Genomic DNA, 23,084 nt, shown 5'->3' on the forward strand with positions numbered 1-23,084 from the left:
CCTCCTACTGGCCCCGGCGTCGGTAGTCGCCGTTCCCGTGGCCGAACCCATGGGGCGGAGCACAGGCCGTCGGGCCGCGGCGCGACCGGAGGAACATCAGCGGGAAGATCAGCAGCCAGAACGGTGCGTTGGTGAGCGCGCTGAGCAGGACCAGCACGGCGATGACCGGCAGCAGCGGGAAGCGGCGGCGAGGCCCGTCGACGCGTGCCCGGGGGCGGGCCTGCGCCGGCGGGTAGGTTACCTGCGGTCGCGGGAGGTCGCTGAACAGCACCGCCAGGTCGGCGCGGGTCCGCGCCGTCCAGATGGCGTCGAGGCGCTCGTCGTACTCCTCGTGGTCGAGGCGTCCGTCGGCGTAGTGGCCGGCCAGGTCCGCCATCGCGCGCTCGCGGTCGCTGTCGGCGATCCGCGTCCTGGGGTCGCTCATCGCTCGCCGTCCCGCCCGTCGGCGAGGATGCCGTAGAGACGGCGGCGGGTGTCGACGAGGGCGTCGAGTGCTGCCTTCTTCTGCTGGTCCGAGCCCTGGGTGGTCAGCTGCCACACCGCGCTGACGACCTGGCCGATCTCGCTCTTGATGTCGGCCTGGCCGGAGGGCTGGCCGCTGCGCACCGGCTCGTCCTCGGCGCGGGCGAAGGGCGCCCAGACCGACGAGAGCTCGTCGGCGTTCGCCTCGGCCCACGCGACGCCGGAGTCGGTGAGCCGGATGGTGCGGCGCCCGCGCTCGTCGTCGGACTCCACGAGGCCCTCGTCCTGGAGCTGCTGGATGGTCGGGTAGACCGAGCCGGGGGAGGGGCGCCACTCGCCGTTGCTCAGCTCGGAGATCTCCTGGATCACCTGGTAGCCGTTGATCGGCTCCTCGGCCGTCCGGGCGCGGTGCAGCACGTCGATGATCGCGGTGCGGACGTCACCGCGGCGCACCTTCGGCCCTCGCTGCGGCGCAGGTGCCTGGGCGGCGCCGACGAAGCCGAGGATGTCACCGAGCCACGGCGGCGGACCGCCGGGGCGACGTCCGTGGCGCGGGCCGTGCCGGTCGTCCTGGGGCCAGTCCGCCCCGGGCCAGGAGTGTCCCATGATCGTGCTCCCTCGAGTCAGTACGTGATGTATCGCTGGTCTATCGCGATATATCGTGAGCGTACGCCGGCGATGGAGACCGTTCAACCCTCCCGAGCGGAAAGCCGTGAGTGTCTAGCGAGCCCGACCGGTCGGGGTGCAGGCCCGCTTGGGCACCGTGGTGTCGTCGATGATCGCGTTGAAGAGCGCCGGTGCCCGGTCGGGGTCGGCGATGATCCGGTTCGGGTCGCTGGGGGCCGCGAGGTTCGGCATCGTGCAGGTCTGGCTGTCGCCGGTCATGGCGAGAGCGAAGCGACCGAGGTCGATCGGGTTCATCCCGTCGTCGATCCTGATGGCGCCCGACGCGGCGTCGTTGATCTTCCAGTAGCGCACCGGGTTGAGGAAGGTCCACGGGCTGAGCGCCTCGTCGCCGACCCCGCTGATCACCTCGCGCTGGCGGGCGACGCGGTCGAGGTCGCTCAGTGCGGTGACGTAGCGCGAGCGCGAGTAGCCGAGGGCGGTGAGGCCGTCTACCTGCTGGCAGCCCTTCTTGATGTCGAGGCGGGCGCGGGGGTCCTTCATGTCCTGCTTCGGGCAGATCTCGACACCGCCGAACGCGTCGACGGTGTTGATGACGCTGCCGAAGCCGAGCTCGACGTAGTGGTCGATGCGGATGCCGGTGAGTGCCTCCACCCGCTCTACGAGCAGGGTCGCCCCACCGCTGGCGAAGGCGGCATTGATCATCTGCGTGCCACCGTCAGGTGCCTCGACCAGGGTGTCGCGGGGGATCGACATCATCGTGCGGCCGCCCGAGCCGGTGTGCAGCACGATGATCGTGTCGGTGTTGGTGCCGCCGCGCTCGGGGGTGTCGAGCGCCTTGCGCTGCGCGGCGCTGAGGTCGTCGGCCTTGTCGGACCCGACGATCAGGTAGTTGGTGCCCGGCTGGTCGTCAGGGCGCTTGCTGCCGCTCGGCTCGGCGTCTACCTGGTCGATCTGCGTCCAGTGGTAGAGCGGGACGACGACGAGGTAGGCCACGAAGAGGAGGAGCAGGAGCGGGATCAGGCCGAGCCGCAGGCGGGGGCGCCAGCGGCGCTTCTTCTGCTTCGGAGCCGGGGGCGGGGCGGAGGCCGCGGCCATCCGGCGGTCGTCCGGCGGCTGCCCGCCACCGCCACGCGCCTCCCGCCGTGCCGCCGGCATCACCCGCGTCTCGTCGGGGCGGTCGGAGGCGGCTGCGCCCTGGGTCGGCACCCGCTGCGTCGAGTCGGACGGCGGGGACTGGGACTTGCCCCCGTAGAGCCAGTCGTACTCCGGCGTTCCCTTCTCGGGCATCCCGGAGCCCTGCGGACGATCAGCCATGAGAGGGAACGCTACCGTGCGGTGCGTGAGTGAGAGCCGCACCACGTCGTACAGCCGGGTGAGCCTCGGCATCATCGCCTCGGGCACCGAGGCCAACCTGCTCGGCAACGTCCACGGCGGCGACATCATGAAGCTCGCCGACACCACCGCCGGTGCGGTCGCCTACCGCCACAGCGGCGGTCCCGCGGTCACGGCCGCGATGGACGAGATGACCTTCCTGGAGCCGGTCCACGTCGGCGACATCATCACGACCTACGCCCAGGTCAACTGGGCCGGCACCTCGTCGATGGAGATCGGGGTGCGGGTCGAGGCGCAGCCGTGGGGCGACGCCGCCGACGCGCCGCTGCACGTCGCGAGTGCCTACTTCGTGTTCGTCGCGATCGACGAGGACGGCCGCTCGCGCCGGGTCCCGCCGCTGCAGACCGAGACCGACAGTGACGTACGCCGCCAGCGCGAGGCGGAGATCCGGCGCGCGCACCGGCTCGCCCGGAAGACCGAGATCGACCGGGGCCGCGAGGAGTGAGCGCGAAGTGAGCGACTGGCGGCAGGCGCGGACCGCGCGCCTGTGGCTCGACGAGCCGGTCGAGGGCGATGCCGACGCGCTCTTCGCGATCCACAGCGACCCGGCGTCCTGGCGGCACTTCCCCTCGGGACTGGTCACCGATCCCGCGGCGGGCGCGACGATGGTCGGAGCGAGCCGGCGACGCTTCGAGCGCGACGGACTCGCCTACTGGTCGGTGCGCGACGCCGACGGCGGGCCGGCCGTCGGTCGCGGCGGGTGCATGGTCCCGGACGAGGCCCTAGGGATCGACGGGGGCGGTCGCGGCTGGTGGAACCTCTACTACCGCTTCGACCAGCGGGTGCTCGGCCGCGGCTACGCCGCGGAGATGGGGAGGGCCGCGCTCGACGCGGCCCACGAGGTCGCCCCCGAGCGCCCCGTCCTGGCCTTCCTGCTCGAGCACAACGTCGCGTCGCGGAGAACGGCGGAAAAGGTCGGCCTGCGCCTGGTCTGGCGCGGGCCCGACGACGGCAACCCCGACCCCGACGCCGTACGCCTCGTGTTCCTCGACCGGGAGCCGGACGACCTGTTCGTGGCCGAGGTGGCCTCCGAGGGGTGGGACGCGGAGCGGAACGTCTGCTGACCTGCTGGCCACGGCGCGTCGCACACGGGTGTGACGGGTGTGACTGGTGATACTGGTCGGGCTGACTTCCCCCAGCTGAAAGGCCCCCGATGCCGCCCGCCACACCCTCCGGGGCGCACCAGATGCGGTTCACCACGCTCGACCGTGCGCAACGCGTCCGGTTCCGTCGCGCGGTGACGCTGATGCTGATGACGCTCGTGCTCCCGGGGTCTGCCCAGCTCGTCTCGGGCAACCGGCGCACCGGCCGGATCGCGCTGCGCACCTGGGCGACGCTGGTCGTCCTGGGCCTCGGCACGCTGGTGGCGTCGTTCTTCTTCCACGGCGTGGCGTTCTGGGCCGGCACCAACACGATGGTGCTCCAGGGGCTGCGGATCGCCCTGATGGTCCTCGCCGTCGGCTGGGCCTACCTCTTCGTCGACGCGTGGCGGCTCGGCCAGCCCCTCTCCCTCCGGCGGCAGCACCGGCTGGCGATCGTGGGCGTCAACGGCTTCCTGTGCTTCAGCGTCGCCGGCGCGCTGCTCTTCGGTGCGCACGTGGTCGGCGTGCAGCGCGACTTCATGATCTCGATGTTCGGCAACGGCACGGCGGTCGGCGCCCACCAGGGCCGGTACAACGTCCTGCTGATGGGCGGCGACGCCGGCGCGGGCCGCTGGGGACTGCGACCCGACTCGATGACGGTCGCCAGCATCGACGCCGAGACCGGCAAGACGGTGCTGATCTCGCTGCCGCGCAACATGCAGAACTTCCCGTTCGCCGAGGGCTCGGTGATGGCCGAGCAGTTCCCCGACGGCTTCGACGAGGAGGGGATGTACCTCAACGGCCTCGCCACTTGGGCGCTCGACCACGCAGCGCTCTTCAAGGGCTCGAAGAACCCGGGCGTGGACGCCACGATCCAGGGCGTCGAGGGCATCACCGGCCTGAAGATGAACTACTGGGCGATGGTGAACCTCGAGGGGTTCAAGGACCTCGTCGACGCGGTCGGCGGGGTCGAGCTCAACGTGCGCCAGAAGATTCCCGTCGGCCTCCCGAGCGACTCGTTCTTCCACTACATCGAGCCGGGCAAGCGCACGCTCAACGGTGCGGACACGCTCTGGTTCGCCCGGGCCCGCTACGACTCCGACGACTACTCCCGCATGGCGCGGCAGAAGTGCGTGATGGGTGCCATGCTGCAGCAGGTCAGCCCGCAGACGGCCGTGACGAACTTCCAGAAGATCGCCCGGGCGAGCGAGGCGATGGTCTCCACCGACATCCCGCGCGGCGAGGTGGACACCTTCGTCGACCTGGCGCTCAAGGCCAGGAACCAGAAGATCGCGACGCTGTCGCTCGTCCCGCCGATGATCAACACCGCCAATCCCGACATCGCGCTCGTACAGCAGAAGGTGGCCGCCGCCATCGCCAGGGCCGAGGGCGTCAAGCCTCCCGCGCAGGAGACTGCCGAGGCCGCGCCCGCCGAGGAGGCACCTCCGACGGAGGCACCCGCGACGGACGCGCCCGCGGAGGAGACGCCCGCCGCGAAGCCGTCGCCGCCCGCGCCTGTGGCCCCCCAGTCCGTCACCGGTGGTTCGGTCGGCTCGATGGCCGAGGGCTACGCGGCCAACGAGTCGGAGGACCTCGGCGCGGTGTGCTGAGCGCGACGCCCGGGACGGCCGTCCCTCGCCCGGCCCCTAGGGTGTACGCCGTGAGCACCGGACCACTGCCCCGCATCGTCGCGGTCGTGGTCACCTTCAACCGGCTCGGCCTGCTGCAGAAGCTGGTCGATCGCCTCGGCGAGATCGACGGGCTGGGCGAGGTGCTCGTGGTCGACAACGCGTCGTCCGACGGCACGGGGGAGTGGCTCGACGTGCGCGGCCACACCGGCGAGATCCCGCTGCGCTCGCGCACCCTGACCACCAACCGCGGCGGCGCGGGCGGCTTCCACGACGGGTTGGCCTGGGCCATCGACCGCGAGGCCGACCTGGTCTGGCTGATGGACGACGACGGCCTGCCCGACCCCGACTGCCTCGAGCGGCTGCTCGAGGAGGCCGACAACCTCGACTTCTGGGGACCGCTCGTCGTGGACGAGGCCGACCCGAGCCGGCTGGTGTTCCCGATCCGCCTCCCCGGCGGCACCCGCGTGGTGCACGCCGTCGAGGACGTACGGAAGGCCGCGAAGGACGATCGGATCGACGGCATCGTGATCCCGTTCAACGGCGTGCTCGTCACGAAGGAGCTCGTCGACCGGATCGGCCTGCCGCGCGAGGAGTTCTTCATCTGGGGCGACGACCACGAGTACCGGCTGCGTGCCGAGGAGGCCGGCGCGCGCGTCGCCACCGTCGTGACCGCGACGGTGCGGCACCCCAGCGTCGGCAACCTCGGGACACCGATGATGTTCGGCCGCACGACCTACAACGACTCGCCGAGCGACCTGAAGCACTACTGCATGGCCCGCAACAACCTGGTCAACCTCCGCGACTACCGCGGCCCGCTCCACGCCGCCGCGTTCGTCGTGAAGACCGCGTGGTTCTACACCTTCACCCGGCCCAGCCTGGCCCGGCTGCGGCTGAGCCTGCGGGCGATGCGGGCCGGCATCGCCGGCGACTACGAGGGGCACCGGAGGTACCTGTCGTGACCCGCGAGAGCGTCGCGGTCGTGGTCGTCACCCACAACCGCGCCGACCTGCTCGTCCGCATGCTCGACGGGCTGGCGGCGCAGACGCACGCACCCGACGCGGTCATCGTCGTCGACAACGGGAGCACCGACCACACCGCCGACGTGCTCGCGCAGCGGGTCGCTCGCGGTGACCTGCCGCTCGAGGTGATCGCCCAGGACAACGTCGGCGGGGCCGGCGGGTTCCACCGCGGCGCGCGTGCGGCGTACGACCACGGCTACGACCGCACCTGGCTGGTCGACGACGACGTGGTCCCCGCCCCCGGCTGCCTGGCGGCGCTGATGGCCGTGGACGAGGACTGCCTGATCGCCGTGCGCGAGGACCTGGCCGGGGTGCTCGCCGAGAAGGCCGCGATCGAGTTCGACCTCCGCAACCCGCTCGCGATCCGGCCGAAGCGGTCGTCGGTCGACTCGACCTACGCCGACCGCGCCTCGATGCCGGCCCTGGTCGAGGTGCAGAACGTCGCCTTCGAGGGCTTCCTCGTGCGCCGCAGCGTCGTCGAGGAGATCGGCTTCCCCGACCCCGCCTTCTTCATCTTCTACGACGACGTCGACTTCGCCGTGCGCGCGCGGGAGACCGGTCGCAAGGTCTGGGCGGTCCGCGACGCCGTCCTCGTCCGCCAGCTCGACTTCAACCAGCAGCACGACCTGTCGGGCTGGAAGGGCTTCTACATGTACCGCAACCTCTTCGTGGTGCACCTGCGCCACGGGGAGAACGTGCTGGTCCGGCTCAAGCCGTGGCTGATCACGCTGGCCGTGGTGGTGCTCAGCCCGCTGCGCGGCGGACGAGCCGAGGCCAGCAACGTGATCCGGGCCATGGCCTCCGCGCGGGGCATGCGCCGCGTGTCGGGACCGGCCCGTCCCCCTCGCTAGACTCGGGCGCGCCTCTCACGGCGCCTCTCAACCACAGGAGTTCATCCCTTGTCCCAGGGTCAGACGCACGATGCCTCGCTGCCCGACCTCGTCATCGTCGGCGCCGGACTGTTCGGCCTCACGATCGCCGAGCGCTGCGCCGAGGAGCTCGGCCTCCGCGTGCTCATCCTCGAGCGGCGCCACCACCTCGGCGGCAACGCGTACAGCGAGCGCGACCCCGAGACCAACGTCGAGGTGCACAAGTACGGCGCCCACCTCTTCCACACCTCCAACGAGCGCGTGTGGGAGTACGCCAACCGGTTCACGTCGTTCACCGACTACCGGCACAAGGTGTTCGGGAAGTACCAGGGTCAGGTCTACTCCCTGCCGCTCAACCTCGCCCTGATCAACCAGTTCTTCGGGAAGTCACACACGCCCGACGAGGCGCGCGCGCTGATCGCCGAGCAGTCGAGCGAGGTCGCGACCGAGGACGCCTCCAACCTCGAGGAGAAGGCGATCAGCCTGATCGGCCGCCCGCTCTACGAGGCGTTCATCAAGGGCTACACCGCCAAGCAGTGGCAGACCGACCCCACCGAGCTCAGCGCCGACATCATCACCCGGCTGCCCGTGCGCTACACGTTCCAGAACGGCTGGTTCAGCGACACCTACGAGGGACTGCCCACCGAGGGCTACACGGCGTGGTTGTCGAAGATGGCCGACCACCCCAACATCGAGGTCCGTCTCGAGACCGACTTCTTCGCAGTGGCCGACGACTACAAGGGCAAGGTGCCGATCGTCTACACCGGGCCGGTGGACGAGTACTTCGGGAGCTCCGAGGGGCGCCTGTCGTGGCGCACCGTCGACCTCGAGGAGAGCGTCGTCGACACCGACGACTTCCAGGGCACCGGCGTCGTCAACTACAACGACCAGGACGTCCCCTACACGCGCATCATCGAGTTCAAGCACTTCCACCCCGAGCGCGAGAAGACCCACCTGCCGGGCAAGAGCGTGATCGTCCACGAGTACAGCCGCTTCGCGGAGGAGGGCGACGAGCCCTACTACCCGGTGAACACCGCCGACGACCGCGCCAAGCTGCTGAAGTACCGCGAGCTCGCCCAGGCCGAGCCGATGGTCCTGTTCGGCGGCCGGCTCGGCACCTACAAGTACCTCGACATGCACATGGCCATCGGCGCCGCGCTGTCGATGTACGACAACAAGCTCAAGCCGCACTTCACCGAGGGCGCCGAGCTGACCAGCGGAGGCATCGACGCATGAGCACCACCACCCGACTGCTCCAGCGGCAGATCCTGCCCCTCGACCGCGACACCGACGTCTTCCCGCTCTACGTCGACCTCGAGGACGCCAAGCTCGACACCGACCGCGACGCGGTCGGCGGCGACAAGGCGGCCAAGGATCTCAACAACGCCGCGATCCGCCAGTCGACCTCCACCGGTCGCAAGCTGCACCCCGACCAGATCCGCTCGCGGACCGCGCTCCGTCTCGAGCCGTCGCAGCTGCTCTCCTTCGGCACCTACTTCAACGCGTTCCCGGCGTCCTACTGGCGCAGGCACACCGTCGTGACGGACGTCGAGCTCACCGTGTCGGTGACCGGCGCCGGGTCGATGGTGACGGTCTACAAGTCCATGGCACGCGGGCACTCGCAGCGCGTGGACGCCGCGACCGTCGAGGGGGACAGCGGCACCTTCACCTTCGCCCTGCCGCTCAAGCCGTTCGTCGACGGCGGCTGGTACTGGTACGACGTCGTCGCCGGCGACCACGGTGCCACGGTCGACGGCGCCGAGTGGACCGCGCAGGTTCCGGCCGACCGCGCCGAGCACGGCACCGTCGACGTCTGCATCACCACGATGCTCCCCGACATGAGCGCCCAGCTCCTGGGCCAGCTCGGTGACGCCGAGGAGCTCCAGCCCTACCTCGACACGGTCTTCGTGATGGACCAGGGCAAGGACAAGGTCACCGACAGCGCTCACTTCCCGTCGGCCAGGGCGGGCCTGGGGGACAAGCTCCGGGTGATCGTGCAGGGCAACCTCGGCGGCTCCGGCGGCTACGCCCGCGGCCAGCTCGAGAGCGTCCGCAAGGGCACCGCGACCTACGCGATGATGATGGACGACGACGTCGTCTCCGAGCCCGAGGGCATCATCCGGGCGGTCACCTTCGGCGACCTCGCCAAGCGGCCGACCATCGTCGGTGGCCACATGTTCAACCTCTACAGCCGGTCCGAGATGCACTCGTTCGGCGAGATCATCCAGCCGTGGCGCTTCTGGTGGCAGACCCGTCTCGACGGCTACAGCCAGTGGGACTTCGGTGCCCGCAACCTGCGCTCCTCGCGCTGGTTGCACAAGCGCGCGGACGTCGACTTCAACGGTTGGTTCATGTGCCTGATCCCGCGCGTCGTGCTCGAGGAGGTCGGGCTGTCCCTGCCGGTCTTCATCAAGTGGGACGACTCGGAGTTCGGACTGCGCGCCAAGCGGGCCGGCTACCCGACCGTGTCGTTCCCGGGCGCGGCGGTGTGGCACGTGCCGTGGACCGACAAGAACGACGGCCTCGACTGGCAGTCCTACTTCCACCACCGCAACCGGATCATCGCGGCGCTGCTGCACTCGCCCTACGAGCGCGGCGGCCGGATGGTCCGGGAGAGCCTCAACCACCAGGTGAAGCACCTCGCCTCGCTGCAGTACTCCACCGCGGAGCTGCGCCACCTGGCGATGGAGGACGTCCTGCGTGGCCCGCACGCACTGCACGGCGAGCTCGCGACGAAGCTGGCCGACATCAACGCGTTCCGCAAGCAGTGGCCGGACGCCCAGCTCCACGTGGACCGTGACGACCTGCCCCCCGTGCGTCGCAAGAAGCCGCCGAAGAAGGGCAAGTCCGACATCGAGATCCCCGGGCGCAAGTCCACCGCGATCAGTGCGGTCCTCGCTCCCTTGCGCCAGCTGCGGCCGGTGCGAGAGATGTCCGGCGAGTTTCCCGAGGCCGAGCTCACCGCGATGGACGCCAAGTGGTGGAACCTCGTGAAGTACGACTCCGCCGTGGTGTCGATGAACGACGGCTCGTCGGTCGCGCTCTACCAGCGCGACCCCGCCCACTACCGCGACCTGATGAAGCGCACGATCGAGATCCACCGCCGCTTCCACCGCGAGTGGCCCGAGCTCGCCCGCCAGTACCGCGAGGCCCTCGGCGACATCACCTCGCCCGCGTCGTGGGAGAAGACGTTCGCACCCTGGGCCGAGCAGCCCGCAGGTGATGATGAGTGAGCGGCTCGTGAGCTCGACGCCCGCAGAGCCGGCACGGCGTACGCTCAGCGAGCTCGAGTCCCTGCCCCTGGCGCCGCCAGCGGCGACGGGGCTCCGCGAGGTCGTCCGCCGCCGTTACCTGCTGGGGATGCTGGTCCGCAACACCATCCAGTCCCGCTACCAGGGGACCGTGCTCGGATGGCTCTGGAGCTACCTGCAGCCGGCCATCCGCTTCTGCATGTTCTACTTCCTCTTCCAGGTGATGATCGGCCGCGGGGAAGGGACGATCGAGAACTTCGCGATCCACCTGTTCGCGGGGATGGTGATGGTCCACTTCTTCACCGAGACCTTCAACGGCGGCACGCAGTCGCTCGTGCAGAACCGTTCGCTGATCACCAAGCTGCCGGTGCCGCGCGAGATGTTCCCGGTGGCGAGGATGCTCGTGGCCGCGTGGCACACCATCCCGATGATCATCATCCTGCTGGTGCCCTGCATCGCGCTGGGCTGGAGGCCCGACCTCGTCGGGATGGCGGCCGCCCTGCTGGGGTTCAGCCTGGCCGCGGCCCTGGGTCTCGCGCTGGGACTCGTCTTCAGCGTCGGCAACGTCTTCATGCGCGACGTCAGCAAGATCGCCCAGACCCTCACCCAGTTCGTCACCTTCAGCGTCCCGATGATGTATCCCTTCACGCTGGTCGACACGCGCTTCGGTGGCGACGTGGCGAACTACTACCTCGCGAACCCGATGGCCGAGGCCGTGCTGCTCATCCAGCGTGGATTCTGGATCGGTACGACGGCCGACCCGGAGGCGACGGCGGCCGTGCACATGCCTGACCACCTCTTCACGCGGGGGCTCATCATGCTCGCGGTGTCGCTGGTCCTCCTCGTGCTCGCCCAGCGCGTCTTCGCGCGGCTCGAGGCCAAGGTCCCGGAGCGCCTCTGATGACGACGATGATCCAGGTGGAGAACGCCACCAAGGCGTTCACGCTGTCCTACCAGCGCTCGCTCAAGCAGACGGTCCTGGCCAAGGCCCGCGGTCGCAAGACGCACGACACGTTCAATGCGGTCGACGACGTCACCTTCTCCGTCCACGAGGGCGAGGCGGTCGGCCTGATGGGCCTCAACGGGTCGGGCAAGTCGACGTTGCTCAAGCTCATCAGCGGCGTGATGCGTCCCGACTCCGGCTCCGTGCTCACCCGCGGCCGGATCGCGGGGCTCATCGCCACCGGCACCGGTTTCGACAACAACCTCAGCGGGCGCGAGAACCTCTACCTCAACGCCGCCATCCTCGGCATGTCGCGGGCCGAGACCGATCGCAAGTTCGACGAGATCGTCGACTTCGCCGACCTCGGCAAGTTCCTCGACACCGACGTCGCCTACTACAGCTCCGGCATGAAGGCGCGCCTCGGCTTCTCGGTCGCGGTCAATGTCGACGCCGACATCTTCATCGCCGACGAGGCGCTGGCGGTGGGGGACCGTCCCTTCAAGCGCAAGTGCAAGAAGCGGATGGACCAGATCGTCGCCTCCGGCGTGACCATGTTCTACGTCTCGCACGCCCCCGGCTCGGTCCGCAACCTCTGCAACCGCGTCCTCGTCATGGAGAACGGCCGCCTCGGCTTCGACGGCGACGTCGAGGAGGGCATCCACTACCTCCACTACGACGACAACGGCGACGACAGCGGCGACGACGACGAGCTCGGCACCGACATCTAGAAAAGAATTACACCCATGTAACGGCGTGTCGAGTGGAAATTACACGCTTGTAGTTACTCAGAAACTCTTCCGTGACTGGTGTGACTGGTGTGAAACTCCTGCCTTGTGTGACCTTCCCCCACACAGGAGTAGATCTTTCATGCGACCTCTTCAGGCCCGTCTCGTCACCCTCTGCCAGCAGGTGCTGGCCCTCGGTGTCGTGCTCGTCGTCCTCACGCCCGCGTCCGGCGTGGTCTCCCTCGACATCGTCGGTGGCCACCCCGGGCAGCAGCCCGCGCGCAGCGGCCAGGCGGTCCCCGCCGAGCTGATGTCGGCGACGGTGCCCACCAGGCCGGTCACGCCGACCGTGACCGAGGTGCCGCTCACCGGCACCCAGGGCGGCTTCGCCGGCCTGCGCGGTCGTACGGTCGCGGGCGGCGCCACGGATGCGCGCGTCACCAGCAAGCCACAGGCCGTCACGGGCTTCGCCGCGATCGGCGTGACCTGGCAGCACGGCGAGGACCTCGAGGAGGACCAGATCGCCCTGCAGGTGCGCACCCGCACCGGCGACAAGTGGAGCGACTGGGAGGACCTGCAGTACCGCGACGACCACGCCGCCGACGCCGGCAGTGCAGAGGCGGCGAACGCCCGCCCCGGCACCGAGGTGACGTTCGTCGGCGAGGTCGACGACGTCCAGGTCAAGGCGCTCACCGACGGCACCCCGCTGCCCGAGGACCTCTCCCTCGCGCTGGTCGACCCCGGCTCGGCGAGGTCGAGCGACGTCGAGAAGCCGGCCGACGGCCCGGGGACCGGCACGGAGTCCTACGACCAGGACTACGCGCAGCAGGGCTCGATGCTGGGCGACGACACGGAATCCGGCTCGCAGGGCCTCACCCTCCAGTCCGCCCGCACGAACAGGGCCGTCGCGGCGCCGACGATCTTCTCCCGCGCCCAGTGGGGAGCCGACGAGAGCATCCGCGACAAGAGCGCCCTGCGCTACGGCTCGATCAGCGGCGGCTTCGTCCACCACACGGTCAACGCCAACGACTACACCGAGGCGCAGGTGCCGGCGATCCTGCGGAGCATCTACGCCTACCACGTGAAGTCCCGCGGCTGGAGCGACATCGGCTACAACTTCCTCGTCGACCGGTTCGGCCGGATCTGGGAGGGCCGCTTCGGCGGCGTCGACAAGCCGGTCGTGGGCGCTCACACGCTCAACTACAACCAGTACTCGTTCGCGATGTCGGCCATCGGCAACTTCGACACCGTCCAGCCCCCCGACGCGATGCTGCGCGCCTACGGCCAGCTCTTCGCCTGGAAGCTCTCCCTCCACGGGGTCAACCCCGCCTCCACCTCGCAGCGGATCGGGAGCCGCACGTTCCAGGCCATCAACGGCCACCGCGACGCCGGCTCGACCGCCTGCCCCGGCAAGTACCTCTACGCCCAGCTCCCGCTGATCCGGCAGTACGCCTCGCAGGCCGCGCCGGTGACCCCGGTCGTCGTGCCGATCGAGGTGTCGGAGCCCAACCCACAGAACAACCTCGACGCCTCGCCCTACCCCGACCTCGTCGTCCGCCGCTCGGGCGACGGCCGCGGCCTGGTGATCCCCACCGGTGGCCTGACGTCGTTCCAGCAACGCATCGTCGTCGGCAAGAAGGGCTGGGACAAGCGCTCCGAGGTCCTCGTGTCGCCCGACCTCACCGGCGACGGCGTCGCCGACCTGGTCACGCTCGACACGTCCGGCGAGGCGCGCATCCGTGCGGGCTCGAGCAACGGCAAGTTCGGCAAGACCGCGAAGAAGCTCTCGCTGCGCGGCTACTCACTGCTCACCGCCGCCGGCGACATCAACGGCGACGGCCGCAACGACCTGGTCGCCCGCTTCAAGGGTCGTCTCACCACGCTCGTCGCGACCGGCCGCGGCGGCTTCGACCGCAAGGCCACCCGCAAGGGCTACGGGAACTACCGGCAGATCATCGGCGCCGGCGACGTCAACAGCGACGGTCGCGCCGACCTGCTGCTCCGCACGAAGAACCGCCTGCTCCTGCAGACGGGTTACGGCACGGGCCGCTTCGCGAAGCCGACGAAGGTCGCCGGCTCCTGGCGCTACAACCGCTACGTCGCGGGTGACTTCAACGGCGACGGTCGGGCCGACCTCGTCGCGCGCACCTACACCGGCAACATGATGCTGCTCCCCGGTCGCGGCGACGGCACCTACGGCGCCGCCCTCGGCCCCGCCACCAACCTCAAGTCGATGCGGCTGATCACCGGAGCGCAGATGGTGGGCGGCCAGGGTGCCGACCTCGTCGGCGTCGCGGGCAAGCAGCTGGTGGTCGTCGCCAACCGGGACACCTTCGAGCTCGGTGCGGCGATCGACACCGGCGTCTCCTTCGCGGGCATGGACACCCTGCTCAACGCCGGCGACGTGAACCGCGACGGCTTCGGCGACGTCCTGGCCCGCAATACCGCGGGCGAGCTGTACCTCTATGCCGGCAACGGGACCGGCGCCCTGGCGGCGCCGACCCTGCTGGGCGGCGGGTGGGCCGGCGTCGCCGGCCTGTCGGCGGTCGGCGACGTCACCGGCGACGGCCTGCCCGACCTGATCGGCACCCCGTCCGGGGGCGCACTCTCCGTCTGGACCGGCAACGGCAGCAGCTTCGGCGCCGCCGTCCCGGTGAAGGGCACGGTCCCGTCGCCCGCCGGGCTGCCCTCCGACCTCTCGGGCTACGACTGGGTGCTCGAGGTGCAGCCGATGAAGCTCAAGGGCAGGGCCGACTACATCGTCCGCGACCGCACGAGCGGTGTGGCGTACGTCTTCGGCGGCCGCAGGTCGGGCGTCTCCGCGCCGCGCCTGCTGGGCGAGGGACTGGGGGCCTTCGACCTGGCGGGCTAGAAGGGAGGGCCGCGGTCAGGCTCGGGCGGTCGCCCGCTCGGCGTCGTAGACGCCGTCGAGGCGGTCCGGGTCGGGATTGCGGACAAGGACCAGCGAGCCTCCTCGTCCGAGGGGCTCGGTGAAGGTGGCCATTCCTGGTGGGGAAGCCGGGTCGGCCACCGACAGAAGACGGCCGCCGTCGGTGAGAGAGCTCCCGACGGCGGCCGTCAGCTCGTTCACGTCTCCTTGAGTCAGGTCGTCGGTGGCGAGGTCGTCGTCGGTCGGCGGGTCCCACGGCGACCAGCCGTCGGGCTGCGACCAGATCTCGACGCCCACGTCGAGCACGCCGGCCGGCAGCGGCTCGGCGAAGCGGACGCCGAGCGGTCGCAGGCTGCAGGCCAGCACCGGGATCGAGCCGGCGCGGGGAGCCCAGGCGTCCAGCGTGTCCGAGCCGCACACGACGGCGTCGGGGGAGTCGGCGGTGGTGACCCGCAGGCCGACGCTCCACGCCGCGCCCAGGAACACCGGCGACAGCCAGTGCGGCGGCAGGTCGATGCGCAGCGCCATCCCGCGCTCGAGGTCGGCCACCTCGGTGAGGAGGCCGGCTGCCTTGGCCACCCAGTTGGCGTACGTCGTCACCGACAGCTCGACGCGCTCGTCGGTCGCGTGGTCGTAGAACGTCACCAGCGGTCGACCGGGGTCCCGCCGCAGCTGGGCGGCGAGGACCTCGGCGAAGGTGGCCACGGAGGGTGGGCCGTCAGACCGCGTTGGGCTCCGGGGAGTCCATGTAGGGGTAGTCCTGCATGAACGTCTCCAGTCCAGCGCCGCTCACGTCGGAGCAGTACTGCCAGACGCCGGCCTGCTTGGACGGGTCGGTCTCGCCGGCACCGCCGACGGACCAGTGGGTCATCGCGACGTGCTGGCCCTTCGGGAAGGCCTTGCCGTCCTCAGAGGTCCACGGCACGGCCTTGAACTTGTCGCGCAGGTCGGTGGTGCCCTGGAGCTTGGAGGCGATGCCGCGCAGGTCGTCCATCTTCGCCTCGCTGTCGGCGATCGTCTCGTCGTACCAGAGGATCGTGAAGCCGTGCTCGAGGTTGTGCACCAGCTCGCCCAGGTCGGGACGGTCCGAGGTCGTGTAGAGCTTGCGGTCCATGGAGTCCCACACGCTCCAGTGCTGGCCGAACGCCGGCGGGGCGTCGGGATAGCTCACGGGCGTGCCGGGGTCGACATGGTTCTGGTTGCCGTCGGCCTTCTGGGTCTCGACCTTCTGGCAGGCCGACGCCTTGGCGCCGATCTCACCGAGCGAGTCGGAGGCGTAGGAGCGGAGGTCGTACCAGTCCTTGACCGGCTTGAAGGCCGCGGCGCCCACGATGAGGACGGCGACGAGGACGCACACGCCCACGATGGCCAGGCCGCGTCGGTTCTCCGACTTCGACTGCTGGGAGCGGATGGAGTCGATGACCGCCTGGCGGTCGGTCTTTGCCTGCTTGGCCACGGTGCTCTGGGTCTCTCGGTTCGACTGCGGGAGGGTCGCTGCTGGGGCTGCGGTGGGAGAGTCTACGTAGTCGCAGGTGAGACGCGGAACACGACGTCGCTCTCCCACGCATCGACCTGCCAACCGTGGGCGAAGCACACGGCCTCCACGGCGGTGCGGTCGGACCGGTCGGGCAGCCGGCCGAGTGCGGCCCGCAGCTCGTCCTCGGGGACGGGTGCGCCGAAGGGGCGTCGGTCCGCGGCAACCCCGGCCAGCGCTCGTACGACGGCCTCGCGGGCGCCCCACCCGAACAGGTCGTGCCCGTCGGCGCGCACGAGCGAGGCGGCACCCGGCCCGTCCTCGCCGGGCGGCAGCACCAGGTCGGTCCGACCGCGCACGACGGCGACCGGCCGGCCCGTCAGCTTGCCCTGCGCCAGCTCGGCGGCGCCGGCGAGCTCGTCTGCGACGGCCGGCAGGGTCACGGCGAGCTGGTTGCCGTAGGGGTCGGTGCGACCGGCGAAGTCCTCCGCCACGAGCAGGCCGGCGGCGCCGATGGCGATGTCGGTCTGGCCCTCGCGCCACGCCCGACCGGCGGTGTCGGTGACGATCACGCCGACGTTCACGCCCGACCGCGCGTGGATCTCGCGGCGCAGCGATCGCGCCGAGGCGTCCGGGTCGAGCGGGAGCAGGACGATCGAGCCGGCCGCGACGTTGGACGCGTCGACGCCCGCCGCGGCCATCGTCAGTCCGAGCCGGTGGCGCACGATGCGGGTGGCGCCGCGCCGCGCCACGAGCCGTACGGACTCCTCGTCGATCGCGGCCTCGCGGTCGCCCTCGCGGGTCCGGCCCTCGGCCTTGCTCACGACCTTGCTGGTCACCGACACGACGTCGCCGTCGGCCAGGCCGGTCCCGCCTGCGCCGTCCGCCAGCGCTGCGAGCACGAGGCCGGCCAGGTCGTCGCCTGCGACGACCTCGGGGACGCCGTCGGGCGCCCAGACCTCGATCCTCATGACTGGACGAGGGCCACGGCCTCGGCCGCCATCGCGGCCGTCGCGTCGGGGGCGCTCATCATCAGCGGCACGGCGCGGGCGCGCAGCCCGGCCTCCTCCAGGAGCGGCACCTGGTCGGCGTCGCGCGTGTCGACGAGCCAGCCGTCGAGCACGCCACCGGCCGACCGGGCGCCGTAGTGGACGCCGACGGCCCCGGCGCCGACCTCGACACCGATGCTCGTCAGCATCTGGGCGGCCATGCCGTGCACGTGGGAGGCACCGACGATGGGGGAGAGGCCGACCACGGGGGCGGCGCTCGCGCGGACCGCGTCGCGGATCCCGGGCACGCCGAGGATGGTGCCGACCGAGACGACCGGGTTCGACGGCGGCACGATCAACAGGTCGGTGTCGGCGATGGCCTCGAGGACCCCTGGCGCGGGGGTGGCGGCGTCCTGGCCGACGACGATGACGGTCTCGGCCGGCACGGCCGCCCGCAGGCGCACCCAGTACTCCTGGAAGTGGATCACCGAGCGTCCGCTCGGGCTGTCGGGGTCGGCGACGGCGATGTGGGTCTCGACGCGGTCGTCGCTCATCGGCACGAGGGTGACCCCCGGCTGCCAGCGCCGGCACAGGGCCTCGGTCACCTGCGAGAGCGTGAACCCGGCCTCGAGCATCTGCGTGCGCACGAGGTGGGTGGCGATGTCGCGGTCGCCGAGGCCGAACCACGTCGGCTCGACGCCGTAGGCCTCCAGCTCCGTCTTCGCGCTCCACGTCTCGTCGCGCCGGCCCCACCCGCGGTCGACGTCGATGCCGTCGCCGAGGGTGTACATCAGCGTGTCGAGGTCGGGGCACACCTTGAGGCCGTGGATCCACCAGTCGTCGGCGGTGTTGGCGATGACGGTGATCTCGGTGTCGGCGGATCCACCGGGCACGGCGCCGGAGCGCAGGCCGTGCAGCAGACCCTGGACGAACCTTGCCCCGCCGACACCTCCGGAGAGGACGGTGATACGGCGGAGCGGGAGCGCAGATGATGGCACAGGACCAGCCTGCCGTACGGGGATTGGCCATATCAGATCCGGGCTTGACTTGCGGGGTACGACAGGCATGTAATTCCCACAGTGTCGTTAGCTTGATCAGGGTCGAAAGGGCTACACCATGAGAGCAGAACTGTTCCTCCTCGAGCCTGAGGGCGAGGAGCTGGGATGGCAGGACCGTGCGCTGTGTGCGCAGACGGATCCCGAGGCGTTCTTCCCCGAGAAGGGCGGCTCCACGCGCGAGGCCAAGAAGGTGTGCCTGACGTGCGAGGTCCGCGACGAGTGCCTCGAGTCGGCGCTGATGAACGACGAGCGCTTCGGCATCTGGGGCGGGCTGTCCGAGCGCGAGCGCCGCAAGCTCAAGAAGCGCGCCGTCTGAGCCGTTTTTGGCCGTCTGGAGCGCCTCGCTAAGGTGCTCCGGTGTCCGTCACTGCGCTTCTCGTCAGCCATGACGGGGCGAGGTGGCTGCCGGCAGTTCTCGCTGGTCTGATCGGGCAGACCCTCCCGGTCGACCGCGTCGTCGCCGTCGACACGACCAGCCGCGACGAGAGTGTCGAGCTCGTCGAGAACGCCTTCTCGTCGGCCGGTCCGGACCACCGGGTCCCGGATCTCGTCCTCGACGTCGTCCACGGCTCCACCAGCTATCCCGCGGCCGTGCGCCACGGCCTCGGACTCGCCCCCACCACCGGACCCGACGAGTGGGTGTGGCTGCTGCACGACGACAGCAATCCCGACCCGGCTGCCCTCGCCGAGCTGCTCGCCGCCGCCGAGGCGCACCCCACCGCCGCGATCCTCGGCCCCAAGCTGCGCGAATGGCCGTCCCTGCGCCGGCTCCTCGAGGTCGGCCTGACGATCACCGGCACCGGTCGCCGCGAGACCGGCCTGGAGCGCGGGGAGTACGACCAGGGCCAGCACGACGAGGTCCGCGAGGTCCTGGCGGTGAACACCGCCGGCATGCTGGTGCGGCGCGAGGTGCTCGAGGCGCTCGGCGGCCTCGACGAGGACCTGCCGATCTTCGGCAACGACATCGACTTCGGCTGGCGGGCGGCGCTGGCCGGGCACCGCACGATCGTCGTGCCGCAGGCCGTGGTGTTCCACGCCGAGGCCGCCCACCGCGGCATCCGGCGTACGCCGCTGACCGGCCGCCACACCCACTACCAGGAGCGCCGGGCCGCTCTGCTGACGTCGCTGGCCAACGTGTCCGGCCGCAGCTTCGCCTGGCACTACGTCCGCCTCTTCCTCGGCTCGATCCTCCGCGTGCTCGGCTTCTTCGCGGTCCGCGCGGTCGGGGAGGGCTTCGACGAGCTCGCCGCCGTCCTGTCCGTGCACGGGCGACCGGGCCAGGTGCTGGCCGCGCGCCGGGAGCGTGCGCGACGCCGCGAGGGCGAGCCCAGCGACGTACGACACCTGCTGGCGCCGGCGTGGCTGCCCTACCGGCACGGGCTCGACTTCGTCGCCGACCTCGGATCGGCGCTCACCGGCCAGGCCGCCGACGTCGCCGAGCGGCGGCGGGCCGCCCGGACCCCGGACCAGGCGGCGGCTGCCCAGCAGCGGCGCTCGCCCTCCGGTTCAGGCGAGGACGACGAGGAGGCCTACCTCACCGACAGCGGCCTGGTGGCGCGCTTCTTCACCAACCCGGTGGCGGTCGTGCTGGTGCTCTTCGGCGTCCTGGCCCTGGTGGCCGCGCACGAGGCCTTCGGCACGATCGTCGGCGGGGCGCTCTCGCCGGTGCCGGCCGCCGCCTCCGACTGGTGGTCGCTGCACGTCTCCACGTGGCTCCCGCTGGGCACCGGCACCGACGTGCCCGCCCCGGCCTACGTCCTGCCCTTCGCGATGGCCGCGTGGCTGATGTTCGGCCACACCGGAGCGGTGGTGTCGGCCCTGATGCTGCTGGCCGTGCCGTTCGCCGCGTGGGGTGCCTGGCGCCTGCTCGCGGTGGTGGGCCGCCTCGTCGACCCGCTCGGGCTGCCGCGCTGGCTCGTGGTGTGGGGCGCACTGACCTACGCGCTCGTCCCGGTGTCGTCGGGCGCCTGGGCCGAGGGTCGCTTCGGGACCGTCGCGGTCGCGGCCCTGCTGCCGTGGGCCGCCCACGCCGCGCTGGGGTTCGTCGACCCCGACCGCGACCGACGCTGGCGCGCGGCCTGGCGCACCGCCCTTCTGCTCGCCCTGGGTGCCGCGTTCGTGCCCGGCCTCTGGCTCTTCGCGCTGCTCTCCACCGCGGTCGTCCTCGGCGCCGCAGCGGTCATCTCGCCGCGCCTGCTCAAGGAGCGCGACAGCTGGGGCCCGCCGGTCGTGGCCGTCGCCGCCACCCCGGTGCTGCTGGCGCCGTGGCTGGTCCCGCTCGTCACCACCGGTTCGGCGTCCGGCCTGCTCCTGGAGGCGGGCCGGATCACCGTCGACCAGGTCACCTTCGGCGGCCTGCTCACCGGTCGGCTCAACGACCTCGGCGCTCCCGCCTGGCTCGGTGCCGTGCTCGTCGCCCTGGCGCTCGCCGCCCTTGCCCCGCGGCGTACGCGTGTGCCCGTCGTCATCTGCTGGATCGTCGCGCTCGCCGCCGCGGTCGTCTCGGGCGTGCTGTCGCACGTGAGCCTCGACCTGCCCTCGGTGACCACCCGCCCGAGCCTCGGCCTGTTCGTCGTGATCCTCCAGGGCACCTCGATCGTGGCCGCCGTGCTGGGTGCGGATGCGTACCTGCGCCGCCTCGACGAGCACCACCCCTGGTGGCAGCGCGGCCTGGCCACGGCGCTCGCGGTCGTCGCGGCGGCCGTCCCGCTCGGCGGCCTCGGCTGGTGGCTCACCACCCCGGGCAACGCCCTCGCCCGCGACGCCGAGACCTCCGTCCCCGTCTACATGGAGCAGAGCTCGCTGCTCGGCCAGGAGCACGGCGTCCTCGTGGTCAGCGGCTCGGTCGAGGACGGCATCACCTACCGCATCCGTCGTGACGACGGCACGACCGTGGGGGAGGACGAGGTGCTGACCCTCGCCGCCGAGGACACCGCCCTCACCGACGACGTACGCACCCTGGTGTCGTCGCCGACGCCCGCGGTGGTGGCCGAGCTGGGCGACCGGGGCGTGGAGTACGTCGTGCTGACCTCGCCCGCCGACGGGCAGGTCTCCTCCCTGCTCGACGCCACCGCCGGCCTCGACCAGGCGAGCGCGGAGGACCGCAGCACCCGTGCCTGGCGGGTCGACCGGCCGCTCGACCCCGCCTCCCTGGACCGGCCGCGCTCGTGGTGGCGCACCGGGCTGCTGGTGCTGCAGGGCCTCGCCGTCCTGGCCGCGCTGGTCCTGGCGGCGCCGACCGTGCGCCAGCGCAGGGAGGAGCAGCCCGATGCCTGACCAGAACCCACCCGTCACCCCGCCCGTCGGTCGCCGCCGGGTCGCCGAGGCCGCCGGCCGTCGGCCGTCCCCGCTGACCGTGCTGGCCCTGGCGATCCCTTTGCTCACCGTCGCCGCGCTCGCGCTCGTGCGTCCCGCCGAGAGCCCGCCCACCTCCTACGCGCCCACGAGCGCCGCGCTCGACCGGGCGACCGCCGTCTGCCCGGCCCGCCTGCCGGGCGCCGACGACCTCCGGCTGGGCAGCACCGGCCTCGGCTCGGGCGACCTCGCGCTGCGGGTCGGGCGCGACGACGACACCACCACGATCGACGGCGGCATCGGCTCGGTCACCGAGCGCGAGCCCGTCGTGGCCAACGGCAGCGGCGACCTCGCCACCGGCCTCGTGGTGACCCGCTCGGGCGCCGGGTCGGCGGTCGGCTGCGACCGGCCGGTCCCGGAGCAGTGGTTCACCGGCGTCGGTGCGTCGGCCGAGCACTCGTCCACCCTCACCCTCGTCAACCCCGACAAGGGCCCAGCCGTCGCGGACGTGACCGTGTGGGACGGCAGCGCACTGGTCGACGTGCCGGCCCTGCGCGGCGTCCGGGTCCCCGGTGGAGGCACCGCGTCCTTCGACCTCGGTGAGGTCGTCCCGAGCCGCGACGCCCTGGCGCTGCGGGTGCAGGTCTCGCGCGGCCGGCTCGCCTCCAGCGTGGTCGATCAGGTCGACCCCGTGGGGCGTGACCGGCCCGTCCGCGAGTGGCTGCCGTCGCAGGCCGCGCCCGCCACGACGTCGTACGTCGCCGGGGTGGGCACCCCCGCCGCCGACCGGACCCTGACGCTGGCCAACCCCGGCGACAGCGAGGTGCGGGTGACGCTCGAGCTGGTGAGCGAGGAGAGCGAGTTCGCCCCGTCCGGCCTGGAGGAGATCGCTCTCGCGCCGGCCTCCGTGAGCGAGGTCGACCTGTCCGGCGTGCTGCGCGGCCGGAAGGCCGAGGGCGTCCAGGCGATCCGGGTCGAGGCGACCGGACCGGTCACTGCGTCGCTGCGGTCCCGGATCTCCGACGACCTCGCGATCTCCACGGCCGGGCCGGTGATCACCGAGGAGGCGGCCGTGGCGCTGCCTGCCGGGGCCAAGCGCCTCGTCGTCGTGGGCGCCACCGCGCCGGGCGTGCTGACGCTGCAGGCCTGGGACGAGGACGGCGAGGCCGTCGTGAGCGAGCGCCGGGTGGAGCTCGACCCCTCGACCGCCGCGCGGGTCCGCCTGCCCGACGACGCCGTGCTCGCCCTGGTGCGGCTGGACCGCACCGAAGGGGTCGTGTCGCTCGAGGTGAGCGACCGCGGGCTGTCCGTGCTGCCGCTCGCGCCGCTCGCGACGACGAGCGAGGTCGCGGACGTGCGGCCCGCCCAGCGCTGAACC

At 71.5% G+C, this 23,084-nt stretch carries 20 protein-coding genes; 13 read left to right on the plus strand and 7 right to left on the minus strand.

Features of this window, described 5'->3' with window-relative positions:
• Positions 1-4: 4 nt before the first annotated feature.
• From EUA06_RS09055 to EUA06_RS09065, 3 genes are all read right to left on the minus strand, one after another.
• Complete coding sequence (locus tag EUA06_RS09055; RefSeq protein WP_129474778.1) at positions 5-424, minus strand: DUF1707 SHOCT-like domain-containing protein; 420 nt, start codon at positions 422-424, stop codon at positions 5-7.
• Entirely contained in the window at positions 421-1,068 is a 648-nt protein-coding gene (locus EUA06_RS09060; protein ID WP_129474780.1) for a PadR family transcriptional regulator, read from the minus strand. Before EUA06_RS09060 ends, EUA06_RS09055 begins: the two co-directional genes overlap by 4 nt.
• Before the next feature lie 114 nt (positions 1,069-1,182).
• On the minus strand, positions 1,183-2,403 hold the full coding sequence (locus tag EUA06_RS09065) for an LCP family protein (RefSeq protein WP_129474782.1): 1,221 nt from the start codon (positions 2,401-2,403) through the stop codon (positions 1,183-1,185).
• A gap of 25 nt (positions 2,404-2,428) precedes the next feature.
• Between EUA06_RS09065 and EUA06_RS09070 the strand changes: the two genes are divergently transcribed.
• The 10 genes from EUA06_RS09070 (at position 2,429) to EUA06_RS09115 (ending at position 14,873) form a co-directional block, all read left to right on the plus strand.
• On the plus strand, positions 2,429-2,926 hold the full coding sequence (locus tag EUA06_RS09070) for an acyl-CoA thioesterase (RefSeq protein ID WP_242498046.1): 498 nt from the start codon (positions 2,429-2,431) through the stop codon (positions 2,924-2,926).
• 7 nt (positions 2,927-2,933) lie between these two features.
• Positions 2,934-3,545 (plus strand): GNAT family N-acetyltransferase, encoded by a 612-nt coding sequence (locus EUA06_RS09075; protein WP_129474786.1) that lies wholly within the window; start codon positions 2,934-2,936, stop codon positions 3,543-3,545.
• A gap of 122 nt (positions 3,546-3,667) precedes the next feature.
• On the plus strand, positions 3,668-5,173 hold the full coding sequence (locus EUA06_RS09080; protein ID WP_242498047.1) for an LCP family protein: 1,506 nt from the start codon (positions 3,668-3,670) through the stop codon (positions 5,171-5,173).
• 50 nt (positions 5,174-5,223) lie between these two features.
• Positions 5,224-6,153 carry a glycosyltransferase family 2 protein gene (locus EUA06_RS09085; protein ID WP_242498048.1) on the plus strand — a complete coding sequence of 310 codons (930 nt, stop codon included), beginning with the start codon at positions 5,224-5,226 and terminating at the stop codon, positions 6,151-6,153.
• Entirely contained in the window at positions 6,150-7,064 is a 915-nt protein-coding gene (locus tag EUA06_RS09090; protein ID WP_129474789.1) for a glycosyltransferase family 2 protein, read from the plus strand. The genes EUA06_RS09085 and EUA06_RS09090 overlap by 4 nt, the downstream gene beginning before the upstream one ends.
• Before the next feature lie 48 nt (positions 7,065-7,112).
• Positions 7,113-8,318, plus strand: coding sequence for a UDP-galactopyranose mutase (gene glf, locus EUA06_RS09095; protein WP_129474791.1), 1,206 nt, complete (start codon positions 7,113-7,115; stop codon positions 8,316-8,318).
• The gene (locus tag EUA06_RS09100) at positions 8,315-10,315 is read left to right on the plus strand and encodes a glycosyltransferase (RefSeq protein ID WP_129474793.1); all 2,001 of its coding nucleotides are present in this window, start codon (positions 8,315-8,317) and stop codon (positions 10,313-10,315) included. The genes glf and EUA06_RS09100 overlap by 4 nt, the downstream gene beginning before the upstream one ends.
• Positions 10,308-11,234: an ABC transporter permease gene (locus EUA06_RS09105; protein WP_129474795.1), complete on the plus strand. Its 927-nt coding sequence runs from the start codon at positions 10,308-10,310 to the stop codon at positions 11,232-11,234. The genes EUA06_RS09100 and EUA06_RS09105 overlap by 8 nt, the downstream gene beginning before the upstream one ends.
• Positions 11,234-12,004 (plus strand): ABC transporter ATP-binding protein, encoded by a 771-nt coding sequence (locus EUA06_RS09110; RefSeq protein WP_129474797.1) that lies wholly within the window; start codon positions 11,234-11,236, stop codon positions 12,002-12,004. Before EUA06_RS09105 ends, EUA06_RS09110 begins: the two co-directional genes overlap by 1 nt.
• A 139-nt stretch (positions 12,005-12,143) precedes the next feature.
• Positions 12,144-14,873 carry an FG-GAP-like repeat-containing protein gene (locus tag EUA06_RS09115; RefSeq protein WP_129474799.1) on the plus strand — a complete coding sequence of 910 codons (2,730 nt, stop codon included), beginning with the start codon at positions 12,144-12,146 and terminating at the stop codon, positions 14,871-14,873.
• Between the two features lie 15 nt (positions 14,874-14,888).
• On the opposite strand, the gene EUA06_RS09120 is transcribed toward EUA06_RS09115, so the two are convergent.
• The 4 genes from EUA06_RS09120 to cofD form a co-directional block, all read right to left on the minus strand.
• Entirely contained in the window at positions 14,889-15,596 is a 708-nt protein-coding gene (locus EUA06_RS09120) for a TIGR03089 family protein (protein ID WP_129474801.1), read from the minus strand.
• Positions 15,597-15,609: 13 nt separating this feature from the next.
• Positions 15,610-16,347 (minus strand): DUF3105 domain-containing protein, encoded by a 738-nt coding sequence (locus EUA06_RS09125; protein ID WP_129474803.1) that lies wholly within the window; start codon positions 16,345-16,347, stop codon positions 15,610-15,612.
• Between the two features lie 62 nt (positions 16,348-16,409).
• Complete coding sequence (gene cofE / locus EUA06_RS09130; protein WP_129474805.1) at positions 16,410-17,336, minus strand: coenzyme F420-0:L-glutamate ligase; 927 nt, start codon at positions 17,334-17,336, stop codon at positions 16,410-16,412.
• Positions 17,333-18,352, minus strand: a complete 1,020-nt coding sequence (gene cofD, locus EUA06_RS09135; RefSeq protein ID WP_242498049.1) for a 2-phospho-L-lactate transferase — start codon at positions 18,350-18,352, stop codon at positions 17,333-17,335. The genes cofE and cofD overlap by 4 nt, the downstream gene beginning before the upstream one ends.
• 118 nt (positions 18,353-18,470) lie before the next feature.
• Here cofD and EUA06_RS09140 point away from each other — a divergent pair, with 118 nt between their 5' ends.
• Genes EUA06_RS09140 through EUA06_RS09150 form a run of 3 tightly spaced genes read left to right on the plus strand, consistent with a single transcriptional unit; the run spans position 18,471 to position 23,081 of the window.
• A complete protein-coding gene (locus tag EUA06_RS09140; protein ID WP_121140335.1) occupies positions 18,471-18,728 on the plus strand; it encodes a WhiB family transcriptional regulator in 258 nt (85 codons plus the stop codon).
• A gap of 41 nt (positions 18,729-18,769) precedes the next feature.
• A complete protein-coding gene (locus tag EUA06_RS09145; RefSeq protein WP_129474809.1) occupies positions 18,770-21,688 on the plus strand; it encodes a glycosyltransferase family 2 protein in 2,919 nt (972 codons plus the stop codon).
• Positions 21,681-23,081, plus strand: a complete 1,401-nt coding sequence (locus EUA06_RS09150) for a DUF5719 family protein (protein ID WP_129474811.1) — start codon at positions 21,681-21,683, stop codon at positions 23,079-23,081. Before EUA06_RS09145 ends, EUA06_RS09150 begins: the two co-directional genes overlap by 8 nt.
• Positions 23,082-23,084 lie beyond the last annotated feature (3 nt).

The sequence above is a fragment of the Nocardioides glacieisoli genome, from assembly GCF_004137245.1.
Lineage (GTDB): Bacteria > Actinomycetota > Actinomycetes > Propionibacteriales > Nocardioidaceae > Nocardioides > Nocardioides glacieisoli.

Coding starts and splice junctions, on each gene's coding strand:
- EUA06_RS09080 (WP_242498047.1), top strand. CDS start 3,668: ATGCGGTTCACCACGCTCGACCGTGCGCAACGCGTCCGGTTCCGTCGC.
- EUA06_RS09055 (WP_129474778.1), bottom strand. CDS start 424: ATGAGCGACCCCAGGACGCGGATCGCCGACAGCGACCGCGAGCGCGCG.
- EUA06_RS09105 (WP_129474795.1), top strand. CDS start 10,308: ATGAGTGAGCGGCTCGTGAGCTCGACGCCCGCAGAGCCGGCACGGCGT.
- EUA06_RS09100 (WP_129474793.1), top strand. CDS start 8,315: ATGAGCACCACCACCCGACTGCTCCAGCGGCAGATCCTGCCCCTCGAC.
- EUA06_RS09150 (WP_129474811.1), top strand. CDS start 21,681: ATGCCTGACCAGAACCCACCCGTCACCCCGCCCGTCGGTCGCCGCCGG.
- EUA06_RS09065 (WP_129474782.1), bottom strand. CDS start 2,403: ATGGCTGATCGTCCGCAGGGCTCCGGGATGCCCGAGAAGGGAACGCCG.
- EUA06_RS09140 (WP_121140335.1), top strand. CDS start 18,471: ATGAGAGCAGAACTGTTCCTCCTCGAGCCTGAGGGCGAGGAGCTGGGA.
- EUA06_RS09115 (WP_129474799.1), top strand. CDS start 12,144: ATGCGACCTCTTCAGGCCCGTCTCGTCACCCTCTGCCAGCAGGTGCTG.
- cofE (WP_129474805.1), bottom strand. CDS start 17,336: ATGAGGATCGAGGTCTGGGCGCCCGACGGCGTCCCCGAGGTCGTCGCA.
- EUA06_RS09060 (WP_129474780.1), bottom strand. CDS start 1,068: ATGGGACACTCCTGGCCCGGGGCGGACTGGCCCCAGGACGACCGGCAC.
- EUA06_RS09110 (WP_129474797.1), top strand. CDS start 11,234: ATGACGACGATGATCCAGGTGGAGAACGCCACCAAGGCGTTCACGCTG.